Here is a 24,391-nt window from a genome sequence, read left to right as displayed (position 1 = left end):
GTCTCCCAACCCGGATGCTGAACTTTCCATACTGCGGTCATCGGCTTCACACAGGCTCCAGCGCGACCTGAATTAGTCGTAGATCGGGAAGCGGCGCACCAAAGCCTCGACTTCCTCTCGCACCTCATTCTCGATCCGGCTGTTGGTGTCCTCGCCATTTGCGGAAAGCCCGTCGACCACCTCCATGGTAAGCCGACCGACAAGGCGAAACTCCTCGGTACGGAAGCCGCGCGTCGTACAGGCTGGAGTACCGAGCCGAACGCCGGAGGTGATCGCCGGCCCCTGAGGGTCGAACGGGATACCATTCTTGTTGCAGGTTATGTGAGCACGTCCGAGGGCGGCTTCGACTGCCTTTCCGGTAAGGCCTTTGCGCCTGAGATCGACCAGCATCAGATGGGTGTCGGTACCGCCGGAGACGATGTCGACGCCGCCGGAGGCAAGCGTTTCGGCAAGCACCTTGGCGTTCTCGACAACGCGGGCGGCATAGGTTCTGAATTCGGGCGTCAGCGCTTCGCCGAAGGCCACGGCCTTGGCGGCGATGACATGCATCAGCGGCCCGCCCTGCAACCCCGGGAAGACGGTCGAGTTGATCTTCTTGCCGATCTCCTCGTCGTTCGACAGCACCATGCCGCCGCGTGGTCCGCGCAATGTCTTGTGCGTGGTGGTCGTCACCACATGGGCATGTTCGAGCGGATTGGGATGCACACCACCGGCGACCAGGCCGGCGAAATGCGCCATGTCGACGAACAGCTTCGCGCCGACCTCGTCGGCGATCTCGCGAAACGCCTTGAAATCGATAAAGCGCGGATAGGCCGAGCCGCCAGCCAGAAGCACTTTCGGCCGGTGCTGGCGAGCAAGGTCGCGCACCTCGTCGAGGTCGATGCGCTGGTCCTGCTGGCGCACACCATAAGAAACGACGTTGAACCATTTGCCGGACTGGTTGACGGGCGAGCCATGGGTGAGGTGGCCGCCTGCCGCCAGGTTCAATCCCATGAAGGTCTCGCCCGGCTGCATAAGCGCCATGAACACCGACTGGTTGGCCTGGCTGCCGGAGTGTGGCTGCACGTTGACGAAGGTGCAACCGAACAATTGCCGGGCACGCTCGCGTGCCAGTTCCTCGATTTCGTCGACATACCGGCAGCCGCCATAGTAGCGGCGTCCGGGATAGCCTTCGGCGTATTTGTTGGTCAGCACCGAACCTTGCGCTTCGAGGACTGCCCTGGAGACTATATTTTCCGAGGCGATCAGTTCGATCTCGTCACGCTGCCTGCCGAGCTCCCGTGCCATGGCGGCGCTGACGGCCGGATCGGTCTTGGCAACGCCGCCATGGAAGAACTGGCTGAGACCGCCGAGGCCAGGTCGTGCCGGGATGTTCATGTGTCCAATCCTTTCTGGCGCCTGGCGCCGATCCTGTCTTCAACCTGTCCAGCCGAGACCGGAGGATATGCAGTTGATCGAAAGCAGGAGCGCGTTGACCGGCCGCTTAGACGGTGAAGCATTCGCGGCCTGGTCACGGACTTCCTGCAACAATTTCACCTGGAGCGCGTGGATGCTGTCCATTTCTGGCCGCAAACGGTCGAAATTGCGCTTGAATGCAGGGAAACGCGCGGCAAAGTCGGTATCTCCCACGATCGACCGCACCATGGTGCTGGTCAGGTCGTATTCGGTCTCGATCTTGCGGAAGATGCGTTCACCGACGTTGCTGTCGGCAACGAGGCCTGCATAAAGCCGGCCGATCTCCATGTCGGCCTGGTAGAGCGTTTTGTCGACCTCATCGATGATGAGCCGGAAGAAACGCGAACGCTCGAACATCTGTCGCAGCAGGTCGCGACCGGCATCGCCGCGCACCGTGACGAAAGAATTGATGGCGCTGCCGATGCCGTACCAGCCGGTGAGCAGGTGGCGGTTCTGACTCCACGCGAAAACCCACGGTATGGCGCGCAGATCGGCGATATCGCGGGCGCCGAAGCGGCGCGCAGGCCGTGAGCCGATCTTCAGCAAGGCGAGTTCTTCGACCGGGCTCGCCTGGTTGAAATAGTCGATGAAACCCGGCTCGCCGATCAGGCTGGCATAGGCGGCCAGCGACATGCCGGTAAGGGCTTCCAGCGCCTCGTCGAATTCGGGAATGTCCCGCAGTTCGGCTTCGTTGGGCGATTTCACGCTGTGCGCGAAGACGCTTGCTGAAAGGATCTCGAGCTGGTGCAGACCGGTGCCGCGATTGGCGAATTTCGACGAGACGACTTCGCCCTGTTCGGTCACGCGCATGGAGCCGTCAACCGTGCCGGCCGGCTGCGCGGCAATGGCGCGGCCGGTGGGTGCGCCGCCACGGCTCACCGAACCGCCGCGCCCGTGGAAGAAGGAAATCCGTACCTTGTGCTTGCGGCCCAGCTTCGTCAGCTGTTTCTGCGCCTTGCTGAGCTCCCAGTTCGCTGCCAGGAAGCCGCCGTCCTTGTTGGAGTCGGAATAGCCCAGCATGATTTCCTGGCGATTGCCGAAGTCGCGGATCGACCGGCGCACTATGGAAAGACCAAGAAGCTGTTCCAGGATGGCAGGCGCGGCGCGCAGGTCGGCGATAGTCTCGAACAGCGGCACCACTCTGAGATTGATCGTTCCCGAGCCATCCGACGCCGTTGCCAGCCCGCAGATCTGTCCGAGCAGATAGACAGCCAGGATGTCGTCGGCCGATTGCGTCATCGACAGGATAAACGCGCCGATGGCACCGCTCTTTTCAGCCGACGCTTCGCGGATCACCCCGAACAGATCAAGCAGTTCGCGGGCCTCGTCGGAGAGTCCGGCCGGGTCGAGGGTGATGCACTCACCCTTGCGGATGACGTCACGGATACGAACGGACCATTGTGGCGAGCCCGGCGTGACCGGCTCGCTCTGCGGATCCATGGCGACAAACAGTTCGGCCAGAACCCGGTTCACCACGGTCGAATTCTGGCGAATGTCCAGCGCGACGGTGTGGAAGCCGAAACTCTCGAGCTGCTGCTGCAACGGCTTGACGAGACGTTGCGTCATCGTCCTGCCTCCGATGAGATGGAGTACGTCAGCCAGGCTGTCCAGATCCGATCGGAATGCTTCAGTGTTGGGGTAGGGCACGCCACTGCCCTTGCCGGTCATGGCCTCCAGCCGGCATAACATCGCGGAGGAGAACTGCCGCAAAGGCTCGTCGACGTTGCGGCCTGTGATTGCATCGCCGCAGCCACTCGCCTGCAGCACTTTCGCCAGGGCCGGTCCGAAATCGCTTGGCATGTCGACGACGTTGGTGCTGACGCTGAGCAGGGTAACCAGGCGGCGCACCTGGGTGAGATACAGGCGGATGGCCACGTCGCGGTTTTCGGCAAGCGCGTAAGCCGTCGTGCTGGCGGTAACATTCGGGTTGCCATCGCGGTCGCCACCGATCCAGGACGCAAAACGCATGAAGGAGGGGACGGTGAGGGCATAGTTGGGGAAATGGCGCTTCAGCGCGCCGTCGACGAGGTCGTAGAGCTGTGGCGTGGCCTCGAACAGGATTTCCCGAAAGAAGTGAAGTCCCCAGGCGATCTCGCGCTCGACCGTCGGGCGCTCCAGCCTGAGTTCCCCCGTCATCCACAACAGTTCGATTTCGCTTCTGAGATCACAGACCAGCGTTTCCCGCTCCCGGGGAGCCCAGCGCAGCTGCCCGATTTCCGTCAGCTTTCGATAGATGCGGCGGTGGATTTCGAGCACGGTGACACGCTTGGCCTCGGTCGGGTGGGCGGTCATGGTCGGGCCGACCATGAGACTGTTCATTGCCTCCTGGACAGCCTCGGCGGAATAACCGTGCGCGGCGATCTCTCCAATGACGTTGGCGAAGGAGCCGATGACCTCTTCGGGGCTTTCCGCCTGCTCGGTCTCGCGCCTGGTACGCATGGCCTGAAGTTCGCTGGCGATCGCAATCAGCTGAAACCAGATACCGGTTGCCTGCAGGGCAGGGATGCGCAGTTCCTCAGCCAGGCTATCGAGCGAACCACGACCGACCAGGATCTCGGCGATTTCAGGTTCGCGGTCCCTGACCACCGAAACGAGCAGCTGGAAAAGCAGCTCGTGGACGTCGCTGCGGGCGTCGAACGGCCTCGCATCCCTGACGATCGCGACCGGGGAGACAAGCGAGCCTGCATCAATTTTCGCGAGACTGAGAATGTCCGTTGCCTCCTCAACAAACATTGCGACTTATTTCCTAGCATGAATGTTTTTTTCATACTAGTGCGTCGAACCAGCATATTCCTTTCGCCGGCGCTGAAAACGCCTGGACGGGTAGATTCCTCGCCCGTTCGGGTGGTGTCCGGATTGGCCGAAAGAGCGAATTTCCGGAGCCTGACGTGCGCTCCGGCGCGAAAACACAGCCGTTTTGCCGGTTTATCGAAAATCGCTTGACGAGGATCGGGATTCCGATGATCTTCACTATTGGGAAACAAATAAGACTAAGCGGAAAACCGCAGTGCCTGTTTTATCGTCCCGATATCGGTGACGAGACTGTCAACAATGGGGAACCAAGCCATGAGTGCCATGGATGAAACCTACGTGGCCGAAGCCAGTGGGAACCTGCACCGAACCATCGACTGGCGCGGCGCATTCTGGGTTGCCAGCGGTGTGCCGCCTCTGGTGCTGTTTTCGATCGGCGGCATTGCCGGCGTCGGCGGCAACATCGCCTTCGCCATCTGGACGGTGTCCATCCTGATGGGCTTCATCCAGTCTTTCACCTATGCCGAAATCGCCGGGCTGTTCCCCAACAAGTCGGGCGGCGCGTCGGTCTACGGCGCCACTGCCTGGCTGCGCTACTCGAAGTTCATCGCGCCGCTGTCGGTATGGTGCAACTGGTTTGCCTGGACCCCGGTGCTGTCGCTCGGTTGCTCGATCGCGGCAGCCTACATCCTCAATGCTCTGGCGCCGATCCCGGGTTTCACCGAAACCTCGCCCGAGGTGGTCGCCTATCTGGCCGCGAACGCGGGAACCAGTGCTGCCGACGCGATCGCGGCTGTAACCGCCGCGGCGACGCCGACGATCCGCACCTGGACCCTCTACACCCACTCCCTTGGCCCGGTATCGTTCTCCCTCAACGCGACGTTCTGGATCGGTGCCGTGCTGATGCTGTGCACATTCGCAATCCAGCATCGCGGCATCCTCAGCACGGCCAATGTGCAGAAGGTCATCGGCCTGCTGGTCATCATTCCGTTGCTGATCGTCGGCATCGCGCCGATCCTGACCGGCCAGGTGAACTGGGCCAATTATTCGCCCTTCGTGCCGCTGGCCGCAGCCTATGCGCCCGAACCGGGCTCATGGAACGTCGCCGGCTGGACCCTGGTGCTGGGCGGCATGTTCATCGCGGCCTGGTCGACCTATGGCTTCGAAACCGCCGTCTGCTACACACGCGAGTTCAAGAACCCGGAAACGGATACGTTCAAGGCGATCTTCTATTCGGGCCTGCTCTGCATCCTGCTGTTCATCCTGGTGCCGTTCACGTTCCAGGGTGTCCTCGGCCTGAGCGGAATGCTGGCGACACCGATCGTCGACGGCTCCGGTGTCGCGGACGCGCTGGCCTCGATGGTCGGTGGTGGGGGCCTCATCAAGACGCTGTTGATCATGCTGATGATCCTGGCCCTGTTGTTGTCGATCATGACTGCAATGGCCGGTACCTCGCGCACGCTCTATCAGGGTGCCGTCGACGGCTGGCTGCCGCGCTATCTCAGCCATGTCAACGAACATGGCGCGCCGACGCGGGCGATGTGGACGGACCTGATCGTCAACCTAGGCGTTCTGGCAATAGCCTCGGCTGATGCGACGAGCTTCTTCTTCATCCTGGCCGTCGCCAATTGCGGCTACATCATCTTCAACTTCCTCAACCTGAACGCCGGCTGGATCCACCGCATCGACAATGGGCACATCAAGCGGCCATGGCGCGCGCCGACCTGGCTGCTGGCGGCAGGCACCATCTTCGCCTTCGTCAATGCCGTGTTCATGGGCGCCGGCGCCAAGGTGTGGAACCCGATGGCGCTATGGGCGGGGCTTGCCACCGTCGCCCTCATCATCCCGGTGTTCTGCTTCCGTCACTACATCCAGGACGGCGGCAAATTCCCGGATCACATGCTGGACGATCTCGGCATGACCGAGAGCAATCTGCGCGAGCGCAAGGCCGGCATCCTGCCTTACCTGACGCTGATCGCCGGACTGATCGTGGTGCTGATCGCCAACTGGTACTTCGTGTTCTGATCATGGACTGACCATTGATCCCGCGCGGCCGATCGGCTGCGCGGGGTTCTCCATAAAACAAGGGGATGCGCTCGACAGAGCCCGAGGGGAAGCCGAACAATGACGATAACGACTGCTGCTGCTCCAACTCACGCCGGAGACGGCCAACTTCATCGCACCATCGACTGGCGTGGCGCCTTCTGGGTGGCCAGCGGCGTGCCAGCGCTGGTGCTGTTTTCAATCGGTGGCATTGCCGGCACCGTGGGCACGCCAGCCTATCTGATCTGGACGGCGTCCATCATTCTCGGCCTGATCCAGTCCTTCACCTATGCCGAGATCGCCTGTTCCCTTCGAAGTCGGGCGGTGCTTCGGTGTATGGCGCCACGGCATGGCTGCGCTACTCGAAATTCATCGCGCCGCTGTCGGTGTGGTGCAACTGGCTCGCCTGGACGCCGGTGCTCTCGCTCGGCTGTTCGATCGCTGCGGCCTATATTCTCAACGCCCTGGCGCCGATCCCCGGCTTCAGCGATACTTCGCCGGAAGTGGTGGCATGGCTGGCGGACCCGGCCAATGCCGGCAAAGCCGCGGCCGACGCCATTGCCGCTCTGACGGCTGCAGGGACTCCCGCCATCCGCAGTTGGACGCTGTTCCACGGCACGCTCGGACCGGTGAGCTTCTCGCTCAACTCCGTCTTCTTCATCGGCGTCATCCTGATGCTGGTGACTTTCGCGATCCAGCATCGCGGCATTCTGGGCACTGCCAGCGTCCAGAAGTTCATCGGCCTCGTGGTCATCATTCCGATGCTGATCGTCGGTGTCGTGCCGACCATCACCGGTCAGATCAACTGGGCGAACTACTCGCCACTGGTGCCGCTGGCCGCCGCCTATGCGCCGGAGCCGGGTTCGTGGAACGTCGCCGGCTGGACGCTGGTGCTGGGCGGAATGTTCATCGCCGCCTGGTCGGCATATGCCTTCGAGACTGCGATCTGCTACACCAGCGAATTCAAGAATCCGGGCCGCGACACCGTGCGGGCGATCTTCTATTCGGGCCTGCTGTGCCTCGCGCTCTACACGCTGGTGCCGTTCACTTTCCAGGGCGTCCTGGGGCTCAACGGCATGCTGGCGACGCCAATCGTCGACGGCTCAGGTGTTGCGGAGGCAATGGCGCAAATGGTCGGCGGGGCAGGGTTCGTCACCTCGATCATGGTGATGTTGATGATCCTGGCGCTGATGCTGTCGATCATGACCGCAATGGCAGGCTCATCGCGCACGCTTTACCAGGGTTCGGTCGACGGCTGGCTGCCGCGCTACCTTAACCACACCAATGAACATGGCGCGCCGACGCGGGCGATGTGGACCGACCTGATCTTCAACGTCTTCCTGTTGGCCGTTGCCGCCGCCGATGCAACCAGCTTCTTCTTCGTGCTGGCCGTGTCGAACTGCGGCTACATCATCTTCAACTTCCTGAACCTGAATTCGGGCTGGATCCATCGCATCGACAATGGCCATATCCATCGGCCGTGGCGGGCGCCGACCCTGCTGATCGCGGTCGGCGGCCTGCTTTCCTACGTCAATGCCATCTTCATGGGCGCCGGCGCCAAGGTCTGGAACCCATGGGCATTGTGGGCCGGTTTCATCGCCGCCGCTTTGATCATTCCGGTATTCTGCTTCCGCCACTACATTCAGGACGGTGGCAAGTTCCCGGAACATATGCTCGACGATCTCGGCATCTCCCAGGACGACCTCAAGGTTCGCAAGGCCGGTATCCTGCCTTATCTGACACTCATTGCCGGATTGGCTGTCGTGCTGGTCGCCAACTGGTTTTTCGTCATCTGAGGAACGTCCGGGACGATAGATCCCGCCCGCGTTTCGAGCCGACAAAAAAAGTCCAGCCGGTCACCGCAGTGACCGGCTGGACCATTCCGGTGCCCTGATGGTCAGGACGCCGGGGGCGGAGTCGGGCTTGCCGTTTGGGGGTTTACCGGCATGCCCGGCCCGATCTTCTGAAGATTGCCACTGATGATCTTGTCGTTTTCAGTGATGCCCTTGGTGATGGCGATCAGTTCGCCTTCGGTCTGACCGAGTTCGACCAACCGCATTCCAACCTTGTTGCCTTCGTCGATGACATAGACAAACTTGCCGAGCTGGTTGGAACCGAGCGCGATCTGCGGCACAAGCAAGGTGTTCGGGGTTTCGCCGATCTGCAGGCGGATGTTCACATACTGGCCTGGCAGCAGCGATCGATCGTCATTGCCGATGGTGGCACGCGCCACAATGGTTCCAGTCGCGGCATCGATCCTGTTGTCGATGAAGGTGAGCTCGCCCTTGCGCGGCGGCGTCTTGTCGCCGGGGATGGTCACCTCGGTAACGATCGGTCCGCTGGCCTTTGCCTTCTGGATGAGCGCCAGATCGCCCTCGCTCGGCGTAAAGGTGATGTAGATCGGGCTGACCTGGACCAGCGTGTTCAGCGAGGTGCCGCCGACATTGACGAGGGTACCGACAGGTGCCTGGTTGCGGCCGAGGCGACCGTCAAAGGGAGCCCTGATCGTGGTGTAGCCGAGATTGATTTCGGCCGCCTGGATCGCCGCGTTGTCTGCGGCCACAGTTGCTTCGCCCTGCTGCATGGTGCTGCTGCGCTGATCGAAACCGTCCTTGGACAAGAAACCGGTCTTGATCAGGTCGTTGCCGCGGGTCAGGCTCGCCTTGGTATAGCTGAGTGATGCCTGGTTGCGCTGGGCCTGAGCCTTCACCTGATCGAGCGCCACCTGATAGTCACGCGGATCGATGCGGTAGAGGGTATCGCCCTTCTTGACGTCGACGCCGTCCTCCGCGGCCTGCTCGAGGATGTAGCCGGAGACCTTGGCCTGCAGCGCGACGCTGCGGATGGCCTCGGCGCGCGCGGTGTAGTCGAGATAGACCGGCAAGGTCTTCTTCACGACCGTGGCTACTGGCACCGGCATCGCCTGCATGGCTTGTGCGGGAGCTGCCGCATCGGCCGGCTTGCTGATAAGGCCGTTCAGAAAGGCGGGCTCGCCGTTGAAGTGGACATAGGCTGCCGCCGCGGTGATGACGGCGACGGCTGTGGTGATTTTCCAGATACGCATGGACTGGCTCCGTTATTCTGCCGCCGGGACATGGGTCGGCGAGGGTTGCTCGCCACCATGCGGCGCATGGGATGTTTCGGTATGTTCGGCTTTCGCGCCGGCCTTGCCTTCCCGCCACTGTTCGATGATGGCGTAGAAGACGGGAACGAAGGCGAGCGTCAGGATGGTGGCCGCCAGCATGCCGCCGAATACGGCGGTCCCCAGCGACTGACGGCTGGCAGCACCGGCACCCGTCGCCAGCATCAGCGGTACGACGCCGAGGATGAAGGCAAAGGCGGTCATCAGGATCGGGCGCAGGCGCAGGCGGCCGGCTTCCATGGCTGCTTCGACGATGCTCATGCCCTGTTCGCGCAGATGCTTGGCGAACTCGACGATCAGGATCGCGTTCTTGGCGGCCAGGCCGATCAGCATGACGAAGCCGATCTGCGAATAGACGTCCATCTGCATGCCGCGCAGCCAAATCGCCAGCAACGCTCCGAACAAGGCGGTCGGCACCGACAGGATGACCATGAACGGCATCGACCAGCTCTCATACTGCGCCGCCAGGATCAGGAACACGAAGACGATGGCGAGCGCGAAGACGAAGATCGCAACAGAACCTGCCTTCAATTCCTGGAAGGTGATGCCGGTCCATTCAAAGCCGAAGTCGTTCGGGAGTGCGGTCGCGGCCGCCCTTTGCATCGCCTCGATCGCCTGACCCGAAGAGAAACCGGGCGCTGCGTTGCCGTTGATGAGGGCGGAACCGTAGTTGTTGTAGTGTGTCACCGTCTCCGGCCCGACAATGGATTTCATCGTGCCGAGCGTCGACAACGGCACCATCTGACCGGTGTTGTTCCGCACATAAAGTTTGCTCAGATCGGCGGCTTCGGCGCGTGCCGCCTTGTCCGCCTGCATGGTGACACGGAAGGTACGGCCGAACATGTTGAAGTCATTCACATAGAGCGAGCCGAGGTAGATCTGCAGTGTGTTGAACACATCCGGCAGGGCAAGGCCAAGCAGCTTTGCCTTGTTGCGATCGAGGTCGAAGTTGAACTGCGGCGTCGATGTCGAGAATGTGCTGAACAGCGTCTGCGGGTTGAGTTCCGGCTGCTTGCGGGCTTCTGCGAGCAATGCCTGGGTCGCGTCGTTGACGGCATTGGCACCATGGCCAGCCAGATCTTCGACCTGAAATTCAAAGCCTCCGGTCGTGCCGAGACCCTGGATGGACGGCGGTTCAAATGCCAGCGCCAGTCCATCGGGCATGCCGAACAACTTCGGACGTACGGAATTGACGATCTCCGTTGCGCTCAAGCCCGGTCCCTTGCGTTCCTCCCAAGGTTTGAGGATCGCAAACACCGCTGCCGAGTTCGACTGGTTGGCAAAGGTCAGGAAATTGAAGCCTGCAATCGTGATGGCATACTCGACGCCGGGTGTGGCCAGCACCGTGTCGCGAACTTTCTTGGCAACCGCGTCGGTGCGCTCCAGTGAAGCGCCGTCAGGCAGTTGCACAATGTTGAAGAAATAGCCCTGGTCCTCCACCGGCAGGAAGGCCGACGGAATGCGTGTCGAGACGAGATACGTTGCGGCAATCAGCGCGACAAACACCCCCATCATCAGCCAGCGCAACTTGATGAAACCACGCACTGCTTCCGAATAGGCGTGCGACAGCCAGGTGAAGCCGTCGTTGAACCAGCGATAGAGGAAAAACGTCGATGGCGGCCGATGGCGCAGGAAGGCTGCCGACAGGGCAGGTGACAGCGTCAGCGAGTTGAACGCCGAGATGCCGACAGAGATCGCGACAGTCAAGGCGAACTGGTTGTAGAGCTGGCCGGTGACGCCCGGAATGAAGGCGACAGGAATGAACACAGCCATCAGCACTGCTGTGGTCGCAATGATCGGGCCGGTGACTTCCTTCATCGCCAGTCGGGCTGCTTCAAGCGGGGGATGGCCGGCTTCGAGCTGGCGTTCGACGTTTTCGACCACGACGATGGCGTCATCGACCACGAGGCCGATGGCGAGCACCATGCCGAGAAGCGAAAGCATGTTGAGCGAGAAACCCAGCGCCAGCATCACCACCATGGTCGCGATCAGGGAGACCGGGATGGCGATGATCGGGATAAGTGTGGTGCGCCAGTTCTGCAGGAAGATGAAGACGACGGCCACGACCAGGATCAGCGCTTCGAGCAAGGTCTTGACCACGTCTTCCATGGCAGCCGACACGAACTTGGTCGTATCGTAGAAGATCGTGTACTCGATACCCTTCGGGAAGCGAGCCGACAGTTCCTTCATCTTGGCTTCGATGTTCTTCTTCAGCTCCAGCGCATTGGAGCCCGGCATCTGGAAGGTCGCGATAACCACGGTCGGTTTGTCGTTGGCATAGGTCGACGAATTGTAGAGCAGCGACCCCAGTTCGATGCGCGCGACGTCCTTCAGGCGCACCAGCGAGCCGCTGGTCGAATTGGCCCGTACGACGATGTTGCCGAATTCCTTGGGGTCGGAGAGACGGCCGGTGGCGTTGACCTGCATTTCGAAAGCAGTGCCTGCCGGCGCCGGCGACTGGCCGATCTTGCCGGCTGCAACCTGCACGTTCTGCTCGGCGACGGCGTTCTGCACGTCGACAGCGGTGATGCCGAGATTGGCCAACTTGTCCGGGTCGAGCCAGACGCGCATCGAATAGCGGCGCTCGCCGAAGATCTGCACATCGCCGACGCCGGGAACGCGTTTCAGCGGATCCGCGACCTGCAGGTAGGCATAGTTGCTCAGTGCTACCGGATCGACCGAGCCGTCTGGCGAGGTCAGGTTCACGATCAGCACGAAGCTCGGATTCTGTTTCTTGACGGTGACACCGGCCTGGTTGACGATGGCCGGCAGGGAGGAAGCTGCCTGCGAAACACGGTTCTGGACGTCCATTGCAGCGATATCGAGCGGATAGCCGACGTCGAAGGTGACGGTGATGCGCGCGGAGCCGTCATTCGAGCTTGCCGAGGACATGTAGGTCATGCCTTCGACGCCGTTGATCGACTGTTCGAGCGGGGTCGTCACCGTATCGGCGACAACCTGGGAGCTCGCGCCGGGATAAACGGCACTGACGACGACCTGGGGAGGCGCGATGTTGGGGAACTGCGCAACCGGCAAAAGATAATAGGCGATCAGCCCGGCGAGCACCATGATGATGGCGATCGCCGAGGCGAAGATCGGTCTCTGGAGAAAGAAATTGACCATGTTCAAACGGCTTTTCGAGTAGTGGCAAGGGGATCCCTTGGGAGGAATGCGGGATCGGTTCTTGGCAAATTGGGGTGGTCGTCGGCGTCGCGCAGACGCGCGGCGGTGAGGACAAGCAGGGCTTTCAACGAAGCTGGATCGACGCGATCAGCCCGCATGACGGCAAGCGTCATCGGGTCGTTCAGCAGTTGATCAATGGTCAGGGCCTTCGAATAGGATGCCATCATTTCGTCTCCCGGCTGATCCAGGCAATAAAAAAGCGCTCGGCGAAGACCGTGTTTGCGGCCTTCACCCTGTTCCATCATTCTTGTCCGGCTTGGCCTATGGTCGACCTTGACGGGGGTATTATGAAATGTTACCGCTCGGTAACAGCCAGATAGTTACTGACCGGTAACACCGACGTCAAGCCATGAGCGATCAAATTTTTCAGACTGCTGACAATAGTGATCATAACGATCGTGTGAGTGCGCGCCCACGGGAGCGCATCGTGACCACCGCGCGGGAGATGTTTCACCAGCACGGCGTACGCGGCGTGGGTATTGAAGCGATCACCGAGGCTGCCGGCACCAACAAGATGACGCTGTATCGTCATTTTGCTTCCAAGGACGATCTCATCGTCGAATGTCTGCAGCGCGCCGCCAAGGAATCCTATCTGAAGTGGGATGAGCTGGAGCACCAGCATCCCGGTGATCCGAAGGCGCAGTTGCACGCCTGGATCCAGAATGCCGCCGGATGCATCAGCGACGACTGGCGCGGTTGCGAGATGGCCAACACGGCCGTCGAGCTGGCCGATGACAATCATCCGGCCAAACGGGTGATCGAAGAGGTCAAGAAGAACCACCGCAACTATCTGGCCAAGCTCTGTGCCCGTGCCGGACTCGATCAGCCCGAACTGGCCGCCGATATGCTGGGGTTGCTGCTGGAAGGTGCGCGGATCAGCCGCCAGAGCGAAGGGCAGGAAGGCCCCAGCGCTCGTTTCAAGCGCATGGCCGAGGAAGTCATCGCCACCGTGGGTGGTCTCGGCGACAAGGCCTGATCGGTCAGCGGTCGGTTCTTCCTGCGACATCCAGGCGCGTCGCCAGGGACCGAGGCCGTGCTGCGATACCGAAATCCGGCTGTGTTCGTCGGCCATGTCGCCCTTGTTCCTTCTGGCCAATAGTGTTGCTGCAACTGCGCTGCAGCAGTGGCTTTGGCGTGCTCATCAAACTCAGGCTTTACGATCTGCACCTTCCCGTCATGGTAAGGTCAAGCGCTTTTTTTGCAGGCGACAAAGGCCATTGCTTCTGCGATGTCATCGGTCGCGAAGCCCCTTGACCTTCCCATGACTGGAAGCTTTATCTCCCTGGGCAACCACTCAAGAAGAGAGTTGCAGCCATGAACGCCGTTGCCCCGAAAATGTTCCCTGCCGCCACGCCGAAGGCCGGCACAATCTTTCAACTCGGTATCGAAGGCATGACCTGCGCCTCCTGTGTCGGGCGCGTGGAAAAAGCCATTGCGGCCGCACCTGGCGTTGCATCTGCCAGCGTCAATCTGGCGACGGAACGTGCCGAGGTGGCTTTTTCGGGTAAACCGGATCTCGCTCCGGTTCTGGCCGCGGTGACAGGAGCTGGCTATCAGGCACGTAGCGAGACGATCGAGTTCACGATCAAAGGCATGACATGTGCCTCCTGCGTGGCACGCATCGAGCGTGCGCTGAAGGCGGTGTCCGGTGTTACCAATGCCAGCGTCAACCTTGCGACCGAACGGGCGACGGTGACGATCGTCGCCGGCGCGGCGACGATATCCGCCGTCGAAGCGGCAGTGCATGCAGCGGGCTACGAAGCGCGGCTTGTTGTCTCCGAAGCAGCCGACGGTCGGGAGGTCGACCGTCGCGCCTCGGAAATCGCTTCCCTGCAACGGGCCTTGGCTGTGGCGCTCGTCTTCACCCTGCCGATCTTCGTGCTGGAAATGGGTTCGCATCTGGTACCTGCCTTTCATCACTGGGTGATGGGCACGTTCGGTGTCTGGAACTGGCGGTTGCAGTTCGTCCTGACCACGCTGGTGCTGTTCGGACCTGGTTTGCGTTTCTTCGCCAAGGGCGTGCCGGCCTTGCTCAGGGGGGCGCCCGACATGAATGCGCTGGTGGCGCTGGGGGCCGGTGCCGCCTGGGCCTATTCGGTGGTCGCAACCTTTCTGCCGCGAATACTGCCGACAGGCACAGCCAATGTCTATTACGAGGCCGCAGCCGTCATCGTGACGCTGATCCTGCTCGGCCGGTTTCTCGAGGCTCGTGCGAAGGGGCGAACGGGCGAAGCGATCAAGAAACTGGTTGGGCTGCAGGCCAAGACGGCGCGCGTGATGCGGAATGGTGCTGCCGTCGAGGTGCCGCTGCAGGATGTACGCGCCGGCGACATCGTGGTGGTACGCCCTGGCGAAAAGATCGCCGTCGACGGCGAGATCGTCGAAGGCTCTTCCTTTGTCGACGAAGCCATGATCACCGGCGAGCCGGTACCAGTGTCCAAGGGCATCGGCGCCGAGGTGGTGGGAGGCACCATCAACAAGACCGGCAGTTTCTCGTTCCACGCCACCAAGGTGGGTTCCGAAACGCTGCTGGCGCAGATCATCCGCATGGTCGAGACCGCGCAGGGCGCCAAGCTGCCGATCCAGGCGCTGGTCGACAGGGTGACGGCCTGGTTCGTGCCGGCAGTGATCGCTGCCGCGCTCGCTACCTTCGGCGTCTGGTATTTCTTCGGGCCGGATCCGGCATTGTCGTTCGCACTGGTCAATGCGGTCGCGGTGCTGATCATTGCCTGCCCATGCGCCATGGGGCTGGCGACTCCGACCTCGATCATGGTCGGCACCGGCCGCGCGGCGGAGATGGGCGTGCTTTTCCGCAAGGGCGATGCGCTGCAGACATTGCGTGATGCGTCGGTCATCGCATTGGACAAGACCGGCACCTTGACCGAAGGCCGGCCTGAACTCACTGACTTCATCGTCGCGGATGGTTTCGAGGAGGCCGAGGTTCTTGCCCTCGTTGCCGCCGTCGAAACCCGCTCGGAACATCCGGTTGCCGAGGCGATCGTGAGGGCCGCCGAAAAACGGGGCCTGACGCTTGCGGCAGCCAACGACTTCGAAGCCATTCCCGGTTTCGGGGCGCGGGCCTGGATCGGAAATCGGCAGGTGGAAGTTGGTGCCGATCGGCTGATGGCGCGGCTTGGCCTCGACGTCTCGGCTTTCGCGCCGGTGGTCGAGCGGTTGGCGGGAGAGGGCAAGAGCCCGCTCTATGCTGCCATCGACGATGAGCTTGCCGCGATCATCGCAGTCGCCGATCCCATCAAGCCGTCGACACCGGCGGCTATCCAGGCGCTGCAGGCACTCGGCTTGAAAGTCGTGATGGTGACCGGCGACAACCGTCACACGGCCAAGGCGATCGCCCGGCAGATCGGCATCGATGAGGTGGTTGCCGAGGTGCTGCCAGATGGCAAGGTCGAGGCGATACGACGGCTAGCCTGTGGTGGTGTCCGAGTTGCCTTCGTGGGTGACGGCATCAATGATGCGCCGGCGCTGGCTGCCGCCGATGTCGGTATCGCCATCGGCACCGGCACGGACATCGCCATTGAAAGTGCGGATGTCGTGCTGATGTCGGGCGACCTCGTCGGTGTTGCCAATGCCCTTGCCCTGTCCAAGGCGACCATTCGCAACATCCGCCAGAACCTGTTCTGGGCATTTGGATACAACGCTGCGCTGGTGCCGGTGGCGGCGGGGCTGCTTTATCCCGTGAACGGGACCTTGCTGTCGCCGATGCTGGCTGCCGGGGCCATGGCTTTGTCCAGTGTCTTCGTGCTGAGCAATGCGCTGCGGCTGAAGCGCTTCCGCGCACCGCTGGCAACGGCCCGCCTGTAATCCGGGCAGCAAGACAATTGGTGGGAGGCTCCCACCAATTGTCTATGCCGGCTGTGTCTGACGGGCTGGCCCTGTCATCCATGCTCCGCTAACAATCAACAGTGCTCGTCTGGCGGATCGGTCTTCGTATCCGTGGGATGATGCGTCGCTGATACGACCGCTTCCGGTGCGCGAGGACCTTAGCTTGAGCCCTGGAATGTCGTCCGGTGCGACCGAGTCCGTCGGACGCAAGTCCGGCCAAAAGCCTGTTGGAGAGAAGAAGCATGAAAACCCGCGCCGCCGTTGCAGTTGCCGCAGGCAAGCCGCTTGAGATCATGGAGGTGGACCTGGAAGGGCCGCGCGAAGGCGAGGTGCTGGTAGAGGTGAAGGCAACCGGCATCTGCCACACTGACGAATTCACGCTCTCCGGCGCCGACCCGGAAGGCATCTTTCCGGCGATCCTCGGCCATGAAGGCGCGGGCGTCGTCGTCGATGTCGGCAAGGGGGTGACCAGCCTGAAGAAGGGCGACCATGTCATTCCGCTGTATACGCCGGAATGCCGCTCCTGTCCGTCATGCCTGTCGCGCAAGACCAATCTGTGCACCGCGATCCGCGCGACCCAGGGTCAGGGTCTGATGCCGGACGGCACTTCGCGCTTCTCGATCGGCAAGGACAAGATCTTCCACTACATGGGCTGCTCGACCTTCTCCAATTTCACCGTGCTGCCCGAGATCGCGCTGGCCAAGGTCAATCCGAACGCACCGTTCGACAAGATCTGCTACATCGGCTGCGGCGTGACCACCGGCATCGGCGCCGTCATCAACACCGCCAAGGTGGAGGAGGGCGCGACCGCGGTCGTCTTCGGGCTTGGTGGCATCGGGCTCAATGTCATCCAGGGCCTGAAGCTGGCTGGCGCCGACATGATCATCGGTGTCGATCTGAACAACGACAAGAAGGCCTGGGGCGAGCGTTTCGGCATGACGCATTTCGTCAATCCGAAAGAGATCGACGGCGACATCGTGCCTTACCTGGTCAACCTGACCAAGCGTGGCGCCGACCAGATCGGCGGCGCCGACTACACCTTCGACTGCACGGGCAGCGTGAAGGTGATGCGCCAGGCGCTTGAGGCAGCGCACCGCGGCTGGGGCAAGTCTGTCGTCATCGGCGTCGCCGGTGCAGGCCAGGAGATTTCGACCCGTCCGTTCCAGCTGGTGACGGGGCGCACCTGGATGGGCACGGCCTTCGGCGGGGCTCGTGGCCGCACCGACGTGCCGAAGATCGTCGACTGGTACATGGACGGCAAGATCGAGATCGATCCGATGATCACCCACACGCTGAAGCTCGAGGAGATCAACAAGGGCTTTGATCTCATGCATGAAGGCAAGAGCATCCGCAGCGTGGTCGTCTACTGATCGCTTCGGCATCATCACATCGGGTCGCTCGGCATTATGTCGGGCGCCCTTCACGCATATTTCCAGATACGTTGATTGAGACAGGGCCGATGAAGACCGTTTCCACGTCAAAGTCGCATGGTGGTATCCAGGGCGTCTATTCGCATGCCTCGGACGCTTGCGCGTGCGACATGACCTTTGCCGTGTTCGTTCCGCCGCGGGCGAAGGATCGCCCTGTTCCGGTGCTCTGGTATCTGTCGGGTCTCACCTGCACCCATGCAAACGTCATGGACAAGGGCGAATATCGGCGGATGGCGGCCGAACTCGGCTTGATGATCGTTTGCCCGGACACCAGCCCGCGCGGCGAGGGCGTGCCAGACGAGAAAGACAACTGGCAGTTCGGCCTGGGTGCCGGCTTCTATGTCGATGCCACGCAGGAGCCCTTTGCCAGGAATTATCGCATGTATTCCTATGTCGCTGAAGAATTGCCGGCGTTGATCGCGCGGAACTTCCCGGCAGACATGGCGCGGCAGGGAATCTTCGGCCACTCGATGGGCGGCCACGGCGCGCTGACCATTGCGCTCAGGAACGCCGATCGCTTCCGGAGTTGCTCGGCTTTCGCACCGATCGTGCAACCGACGACCGCCGGCTGGTCGAAGCCGGCGCTGGAGAAGTATCTCGGGGCCGACGAGAACGCCTGGCGTGCCTATGATGCCACGCTGTTGCTCAAGGATGGTGAGCGGTTTCCGGAATTCCTGGTCGACCAGGGTATGGCTGACGGTTTTCTCGACGAAGGCCTGCGGCCTTGGTTGCTGGAGGATGCCTGCAAGAAGGCCGGAGTTCTGCTGGAACTGCGCATGCAGGATGGCTACGACCATTCCTACAACTTCATCTCGACCTTCATGGATGATCATTTGAAGTGGCATGCGGCGAGGCTGGCCAGCTAGGCCTCGCGCGATCATGCAATGTCGGTCAGGCTGTCTTCATAGGCCTGGTCGATAATGGCCAGCTTCACGGCCTGTGCGTCCATGTATTCACGATAGAAGTCGCGCGATACCCACATTGTGGAGTTGCCGCGCTTCCCTAGCCAGCCAATGCTGCCAAGGGCTTCAGCCTCGCGCAGCTTGCGCGCCAGATGGGTGCGGGAGAGCTTCAACAGATTGGCGAATTCGCCAACCGAGAAAACGCCGGTCGGAATGTGGTCCTGGCTGGCGAGGGCTGGATCGACACTCGAAATCAACCATTCCATGACCACGCCGCCATTGTTCAGCCAGGTGAACAGCGAAAAGGTCTTTTCTGGAGTGCGCACCGGCTCCGAGGTGAGCAAACCATCGGCGATCAGAGGTTCCAGACGGGCGAGCGCGTCTGGTCTGGCGGCAAAAGTTGCCAGCCGCCGGCCACCGTCAAAGCCATCCAACGTCGTGAGATGGACCATCGCCCAGGCAGCCAGTGTTTCCAATGCCTGGGGGGTTGGACGCAGCGGATTCGATCGGCGGTCGGTATTGTCCGGAAGAGATTCGACGTAGTTGTATTGCTGCATTTCCTTCATGAAGGCATCGGCCGTATTCTTGCTTGCTACGGAATGCAGTTCGATCAGTTGAAGGAAACGCGCGGTCGTTATCGCGCCTTGGCGAAAGTAGAGAGCCAGTCCAGCATGCGCCATCAGCCAGCGCTGCTGCGTGGCGAACACCGAAGAGAGCCGGGGTGAACTTTGATAGGCAGCCAACAGTGCTTTCGCCTGGCTGCGAACAATACGATGCAAGGCCGGATGTCCGGCAATTTCTTTCGCGTTGAATGCCACCAGTCACCCTCAACCCCGGTTCTACTTTAGCGAACCGAAAAATAGAATGCGATGGAAATCGCATTCGAGCCGACTGGCGGAGGCTGATCTGGTCGCGGGGTAACCACCTAACCACCGCACCCGCAATGCGGGTGCGGTTGGTAATCCGGAAAGCTACTCGGCAGCGGCACGCGTCGCAGCCCGGGCGGCGGCATGCGCACGCACGGCATCGCCGAAGGCCTTGAAGACGCGCTGTGAGACGCTATCGCTTTTCACCCAGTATTCCGGGTGCCACTGCACGCCTACGGCAAACGAGCGGGAATCGCGCACGGACACGGCCTCGACGGTGCCATCGGTTGCCACCGCCTCGACCTGCAGCTTCGCCCCGAGCCGACCGACAGCCTGGCGGTGCACGGAGTTCACCATGACGTCGCCGGCGCCGAAGACACCGGCCAGGCACGAACCCGGCTTGATGCTGACGCTCTGGCGGATGGCGAAGCGTTCGTCCTGATTGTCCGAAACGGGCGCCCGATGATCGAGCGAACCTTCACGCTCCTGGATCTCGGTTGCGAGCGAGCCTCCGAGCGCGACGTTCATTTCCTGGATGCCGCGGCAGATGGCCAGCAGCGGCACGCCACGTTCGATCGCCTTGCGGATAAGCGGCAAAGTCGTCGCATCGCGGTCGGGGTCATAGGGGCCGTTGGCTTCGCTGGCGTCGCCGCCATAGAGCGAGGGGTGCACATTCGACTTGGAGCCGGTCATCATCACGCCGTCGACCGACGACAGCAGCTCGTCGAGATCGAGCCGATCGCCGAAGGAAGGAACCAGGACCGGAAACACACCGGCGCCGGCGATAGCCGCCTCCAGATATTGCCGGGGTGCTGCATGCCAGGTGTAGTTGTCGAACTGGCGGACATCGGTCGAGACTGCGACGAGCGGCTGCTGCATTTTGGCTACGGGTTCCGTTAGGGTCCAAGACTGGAATGCCTATAAAATAGGCGATGCCGAGGCGCTTTTCCACGACAAGTTTATGGCTTCACCAAGACATGCAAGCCATGCACGATCCGCTCGTTAGACTATAGTCGCAGAGCTTGGAAAAGGCTGCTCCACAGCCCCCGCCGCTCGCTGGACACGATGGGAACGGCGTGTATTGTCTTGCCCGGTACAACCCGCCGAAATCGGGGAAATCTTCTTTATTTTCATATTGCCCGTTGATCCAAAAAAGGGAGGAACTTCATGGATCGTCGTTCGTTCATCCGCAAAGCCGGTGTTACCGGTGCGGGAGCGGCGGCCGTCGCCACGACGCTCGCGGCTCCGGCTATCGCCCAATCCAATCCGAAAGTGACCTGGCGCCTGACCTCGTCCTTCCCGAAGTCGCTGGATACGATCTACGGCGGTGCCGAAGTGTTCTCCAAAATGGTTTCGGAGGCGACCGACGGTAATTTCACCGTACAGGTCTTTGCTTCGGGCGAACTTGTTCCCGGACTTCAGGCCGCAGACGCTGCAGCGGCTGGAACCGTCGAAGCCGCCCATACAGTAGCTTATTATTACTGGGGCAAGAACCCGACCTGGGCGCTGGGAGCGGCCGTGCCGTTCGCGCTCAACGCGCGCGGCATGAATGCCTGGCATTACCATGGCGGCGGCATCGCGCTGTTCAACGAGTTCCTTGGCAAGCAAGGCCTCTATGGCCTGCCAGGCGGCAACACCGGCGTGCAGATGGGTGGCTGGTTCCGCAAGGAGATCAACACGGTTGCCGATCTCAAGGGCCTGAAGATGCGCATCGGCGGGTTTGCCGGCAAGGTGGTCGAGAAGCTGGGCGTCGTGCCGCAGCAGATCGCCGGCGGCGACATCTACCCGGCGCTCGAGAAGGGCACCATCGACGCGGCCGAATGGGTCGGCCCCTACGATGACGAGAAGCTCGGCTTCCAGAAAGTGGCGCCCTATTATTATTATCCCGGCTGGTGGGAGGGCGGCCCGACCGTCCATCTGCTGTTCAACAAGGCGAAGTTCGAGGAACTGCCGGCAAACTACAAGTCGCTGGTTCATACGGCAGCGCAGGCGGCCGACGCCAACATGCTGCAGAAGTACGACTATGTGAATCCCGGCGCCGTGAAGTCGCTGGTCGCATCCGGCGCCAAGCTGCGGCCGTTCAGCCAGGAAATCCTGGCGGCCTGCTTCGAGAAGGCCAACGAGGTCTATGCCGAGATCGAGGCCGGCAATGCCGATTTCAAGAAGATCTGGGAATCGATCAAGGGCTTCCGCAAGGAGCATTATCTCTGGGCGCAGGTCGCTGAATACAACTACGACACCTTCATGATGATCCAGCAGCGCGGCAACAAGCTCTGATCAGCGTAACCTTAGGAAAAAAAAGCCCGGAGCGACGCTCCGGGCTTTTTTGTTGGTGTTCAGTTGGTCGCTGGATCAGTTGAAGCTGGGAGGCTTCGAAAGATCCGGTGCCGAAGGTGCCGGCTGCGCTGGCTGGTCGCCGCCGAAGCTCGGCGGCTGTGACAGGTCCGTGCCCGGGGTGGCAGGTTGTGCCGGTGTTGATCCCCTGCCTGGCGCGCCGAGCGGGGGCAGGCCCATGCCAGGCAGTTCGGGGACCTGGATCTCGATCGTGCTCGGATCGACGGTTTTTCCCTTGTAGTGCATGACCATTTGCGGGAAGGCGATGGTGAGGGCGATCATCAGCACCTGGATACAGACGAATGGAACCGCACCCCAATAGATCTGGCCGGTCGTGACCGGCGCAATCTGCTTGCCGGTAATACGGTCGAGATAGGGCACACGAGCCGCCACCGAGCGCAGGTAGAACAGCGCGAAACCGAAAGGTGGATGCATGAAGGACGTCTGCATGTTGACGCCGAGCAGCACACCGAACCAGACGAGGTCGATGCCGAGCTTGTCTGCCGCGGGTGCCAGCAACGGCACGATGATGAAGGCCAGCTCGAAGAAGTCGAGGAAGAAGGCCAGCACGAAGACAAGAATGTTGACGACGATCAGGAAGCCGAGCTCACCGCCGGGTAGCGAGACCAGCAGGTGTTCGACCCACAGATGGCCGTTCACGCCATAGAAGGTCAGCGAGAAGACGCGGGCACCGATCAGGATGAACAGCACGAAGGATGACAGCCTGGTTGTCGATGCGAGCGCTTGTTTGATGACATCCAGGGTCAGTCGCCTCTTGAAGCCGGCCATGACCAGCGCGCCGACGGCGCCCATTGCGCCGCCTTCCGTCGGCGTGGCGATGCCGAGGAAGATGGTGCCCAACACCAGGAAAATAAGCGCCAGCGGTGGGATCAGCACGATCACCACCTGCTGCGCCAGCCTGGACATCACATTGAGGCTCAGTGCCTTGTCGGCAACGGCTACAACATAGATCACGACAACCGCGATGGTGGCGCCAAGAATATCCGCGTTGGTGCCGTGGGTTGGTTCGAGGTAACGGTAGGCAGCATAGCCGATGATGCCAGCTGCCAGCAGCGCGACGATCAGGGACAGCACACCTTTTCCGAGCGTGCGTGCCTCCTCAGGCAGCGCCGGCATCGAATTCGGCCGGATGATCGACATTACCAGGATGTAGAGCATGTAGAGCCCGGTCAGCACGAGACCGGGGATCAGCGCGCCGGCATACATGTCGCCTACCGAACGGCCGAGCTGGTCGGCGAGCACGATCAGCACCAGCGAAGGTGGAATGATCTGCGCCAGCGTGCCGGATGCGGCGATGACACCGGATGCGACGCGCCGGTCGTAACCATAGCGCAGCATGATCGGCAGCGAAATCAGGCCCATTGCGATGACCGAGGCAGCGACCACGCCGGTGGTGGCTGCGAGCAGGGCGCCGACAAAGATGACGGCGTAGGCCAGGCCGCCGCGGATCGGACCGAACAGTTGCCCGACCGTGTCGAGCAGATCCTCCGCCATGCCGGAACGTTCCAGCACGATGCCCATGAAGGTGAAGAACGGGATGGCCAGCAGCACATCGTTCGACATCACCCGGTTGCCGTAGAAATTCTCGGGCAAAGCCCAGAGCAGTGGCCAGGACAGGTTGATCGAACCACCGGAGAACGGCGCCAGTTCCACGCCGATGGCGAAGAAGAGAAGGCCGCTTGCAGCCAGTGAAAAGGCAACAGGGTAACCGAACAGCAGAAAGACGATCAGTGAGGCGAACATGATCGGCGCCATGTTCTGCGCGATGAAGGCGATCACGAGCGCACCTCTTCAGCCAGCGCCTTGCCTTCGAGTTCCGCCTGCTCGTGCGCCGAGACGAATGGATTGGGGTCTTCAAGGTCGCCGCGCATGATGGCGATCTTCTTGATGATCTCCGAAATGCCCTGCAGTGCCAGAAGAGAAAAGCCTGCCAGCAGGATGGCCTTGGCCGGCCAGACGATGAGGCCGCCGGAATTCGTGGAACCCTCACCTGACTGGAAGGAGTGGAGGGTATAGGGCACGAACATGTAGACCATCAGCAGCACGAACGGCATCAGGAAGAAGAGATGGCCGATCAGGTCGATCCAATGCTGAACGCGGCGTGACCACATGCCGTAGACGATGTCGATGCGGATGTGTTCGTTCTGCTTGAGCGTATAGGCGGCTGCCAGCATGAAGGCCGCGCCGAACAGATACCATTGTAACTCGAGCCAGGCATTCGACGACACGTCGAAAAGCTTACGGATGATGGCGTTGCCGGCGCTGACCAGGATCGACACCAGGATCAGCCATGAAACCCATTTTCCGATGAATTCGTTGAGGCGATCAATGCCCCGGGACAGAGCCAGAAGCCCTTCCATACAAAACCTCCCTGACGGGCAGGGCGTGCCGCTCCCCATTTTTGCGCCGCGCCTGCTTGGA

Annotated in this window: 15 protein-coding genes and 1 pseudogene; 7 read left to right on the top strand and 9 right to left on the bottom strand. The window is 61.5% G+C overall.

The annotated features are described in order from the left end of the window. Nucleotides 1–72 precede the first annotated feature (72 nt). Complete coding sequence (gene glyA, locus ACFWYE_RS28200) at nucleotides 73–1,377, bottom strand: serine hydroxymethyltransferase (RefSeq protein ID WP_379115386.1); 1,305 nt, start codon at nucleotides 1,375–1,377, stop codon at nucleotides 73–75. 39 nt (nucleotides 1,378–1,416) lie between these two features. Beyond that, nucleotides 1,417–4,188, bottom strand: coding sequence for a phosphoenolpyruvate carboxylase (locus ACFWYE_RS28195; RefSeq protein WP_379115385.1), 2,772 nt, complete (start codon nucleotides 4,186–4,188; stop codon nucleotides 1,417–1,419). A 333-nt stretch (nucleotides 4,189–4,521) separates the two neighbouring features. On the opposite strand from ACFWYE_RS28195, the gene ACFWYE_RS28190 reads away from it, so the two are divergent. Together ACFWYE_RS28190 and ACFWYE_RS28185 are read left to right on the top strand one after the other, a co-directional pair. Further along, complete coding sequence (locus ACFWYE_RS28190) at nucleotides 4,522–6,231, top strand: APC family permease (RefSeq protein WP_379115384.1); 1,710 nt, start codon at nucleotides 4,522–4,524, stop codon at nucleotides 6,229–6,231. A gap of 99 nt (nucleotides 6,232–6,330) precedes the next feature. Next, nucleotides 6,331–8,045 (top strand): annotated as a pseudogene (locus tag ACFWYE_RS28185) (APC family permease). A 101-nt stretch (nucleotides 8,046–8,146) separates the two neighbouring features. Here the strand turns inward: ACFWYE_RS28185 and ACFWYE_RS28180 are convergent. Genes ACFWYE_RS28180 through ACFWYE_RS28170 form a run of 3 tightly spaced genes read right to left on the bottom strand, consistent with a single transcriptional unit; the run spans nucleotide 8,147 to nucleotide 12,816 of the window. Continuing rightward, on the bottom strand, nucleotides 8,147–9,313 hold the full coding sequence (locus ACFWYE_RS28180) for an efflux RND transporter periplasmic adaptor subunit (protein ID WP_379115383.1): 1,167 nt from the start codon (nucleotides 9,311–9,313) through the stop codon (nucleotides 8,147–8,149). A 12-nt stretch (nucleotides 9,314–9,325) separates the two neighbouring features. Continuing rightward, nucleotides 9,326–12,514 carry an efflux RND transporter permease subunit gene (locus ACFWYE_RS28175; RefSeq protein ID WP_379115396.1) on the bottom strand — a complete coding sequence of 1,063 codons (3,189 nt, stop codon included), beginning with the start codon at nucleotides 12,512–12,514 and terminating at the stop codon, nucleotides 9,326–9,328. Between the two features lie 2 nt (nucleotides 12,515–12,516). After that, the gene (locus tag ACFWYE_RS28170) at nucleotides 12,517–12,816 is read right to left on the bottom strand and encodes a hypothetical protein (protein WP_379115382.1); all 300 of its coding nucleotides are present in this window, start codon (nucleotides 12,814–12,816) and stop codon (nucleotides 12,517–12,519) included. 107 nt (nucleotides 12,817–12,923) lie between these two features. Here ACFWYE_RS28170 and ACFWYE_RS28165 point away from each other — a divergent pair, with 107 nt between their 5' ends. The 4 genes from ACFWYE_RS28165 to fghA all read left to right on the top strand — a co-directional run bounded on the left by ACFWYE_RS28165 (nucleotide 12,924) and on the right by fghA (nucleotide 18,713). Beyond that, on the top strand, nucleotides 12,924–13,550 hold the full coding sequence (locus ACFWYE_RS28165) for a TetR/AcrR family transcriptional regulator (RefSeq protein ID WP_379067124.1): 627 nt from the start codon (nucleotides 12,924–12,926) through the stop codon (nucleotides 13,548–13,550). A gap of 359 nt (nucleotides 13,551–13,909) precedes the next feature. Beyond that, the gene (locus ACFWYE_RS28160) at nucleotides 13,910–16,396 is read left to right on the top strand and encodes a heavy metal translocating P-type ATPase (RefSeq protein ID WP_379115395.1); all 2,487 of its coding nucleotides are present in this window, start codon (nucleotides 13,910–13,912) and stop codon (nucleotides 16,394–16,396) included. A gap of 263 nt (nucleotides 16,397–16,659) precedes the next feature. Next, nucleotides 16,660–17,787: an S-(hydroxymethyl)glutathione dehydrogenase/class III alcohol dehydrogenase gene (locus tag ACFWYE_RS28155; RefSeq protein ID WP_379067126.1), complete on the top strand. Its 1,128-nt coding sequence runs from the start codon at nucleotides 16,660–16,662 to the stop codon at nucleotides 17,785–17,787. 89 nt (nucleotides 17,788–17,876) lie between these two features. Next, on the top strand, nucleotides 17,877–18,713 hold the full coding sequence (fghA, locus tag ACFWYE_RS28150; protein ID WP_379115381.1) for an S-formylglutathione hydrolase: 837 nt from the start codon (nucleotides 17,877–17,879) through the stop codon (nucleotides 18,711–18,713). A gap of 11 nt (nucleotides 18,714–18,724) precedes the next feature. On the opposite strand, the gene ACFWYE_RS28145 is transcribed toward fghA, so the two are convergent. Continuing rightward, entirely contained in the window at nucleotides 18,725–19,567 is an 843-nt protein-coding gene (locus tag ACFWYE_RS28145; RefSeq protein WP_379115380.1) for a hypothetical protein, read from the bottom strand. Nucleotides 19,568–19,720: 153 nt separating this feature from the next. Next, complete coding sequence (locus tag ACFWYE_RS28140) at nucleotides 19,721–20,494, bottom strand: gamma-glutamyl-gamma-aminobutyrate hydrolase family protein (protein ID WP_379115379.1); 774 nt, start codon at nucleotides 20,492–20,494, stop codon at nucleotides 19,721–19,723. Between the two features lie 288 nt (nucleotides 20,495–20,782). On the opposite strand from ACFWYE_RS28140, the gene ACFWYE_RS28135 reads away from it, so the two are divergent. After that, nucleotides 20,783–21,892: a TRAP transporter substrate-binding protein gene (locus ACFWYE_RS28135; RefSeq protein ID WP_379067134.1), complete on the top strand. Its 1,110-nt coding sequence runs from the start codon at nucleotides 20,783–20,785 to the stop codon at nucleotides 21,890–21,892. 75 nt (nucleotides 21,893–21,967) lie between these two features. Here the strand turns inward: ACFWYE_RS28135 and ACFWYE_RS28130 are convergent, their stop codons facing one another. Both ACFWYE_RS28130 and ACFWYE_RS28125 read right to left on the bottom strand, forming a co-directional pair. Further along, complete coding sequence (locus tag ACFWYE_RS28130) at nucleotides 21,968–23,749, bottom strand: TRAP transporter large permease subunit (RefSeq protein WP_379115378.1); 1,782 nt, start codon at nucleotides 23,747–23,749, stop codon at nucleotides 21,968–21,970. Then, complete coding sequence (locus ACFWYE_RS28125) at nucleotides 23,746–24,330, bottom strand: TRAP transporter small permease subunit (RefSeq protein WP_379115377.1); 585 nt, start codon at nucleotides 24,328–24,330, stop codon at nucleotides 23,746–23,748. The genes ACFWYE_RS28130 and ACFWYE_RS28125 overlap by 4 nt, the downstream gene beginning before the upstream one ends. Nucleotides 24,331–24,391 lie beyond the last annotated feature (61 nt).

Source organism: Mesorhizobium sp. NPDC059025 (assembly GCF_042739655.1).
In the GTDB taxonomy this organism is placed as follows: domain Bacteria; phylum Pseudomonadota; class Alphaproteobacteria; order Rhizobiales; family Rhizobiaceae; genus Mesorhizobium.
Note: the sequence above shows the minus strand (reverse complement) of the source record. Positions and strands in the feature narration are given on the sequence as shown.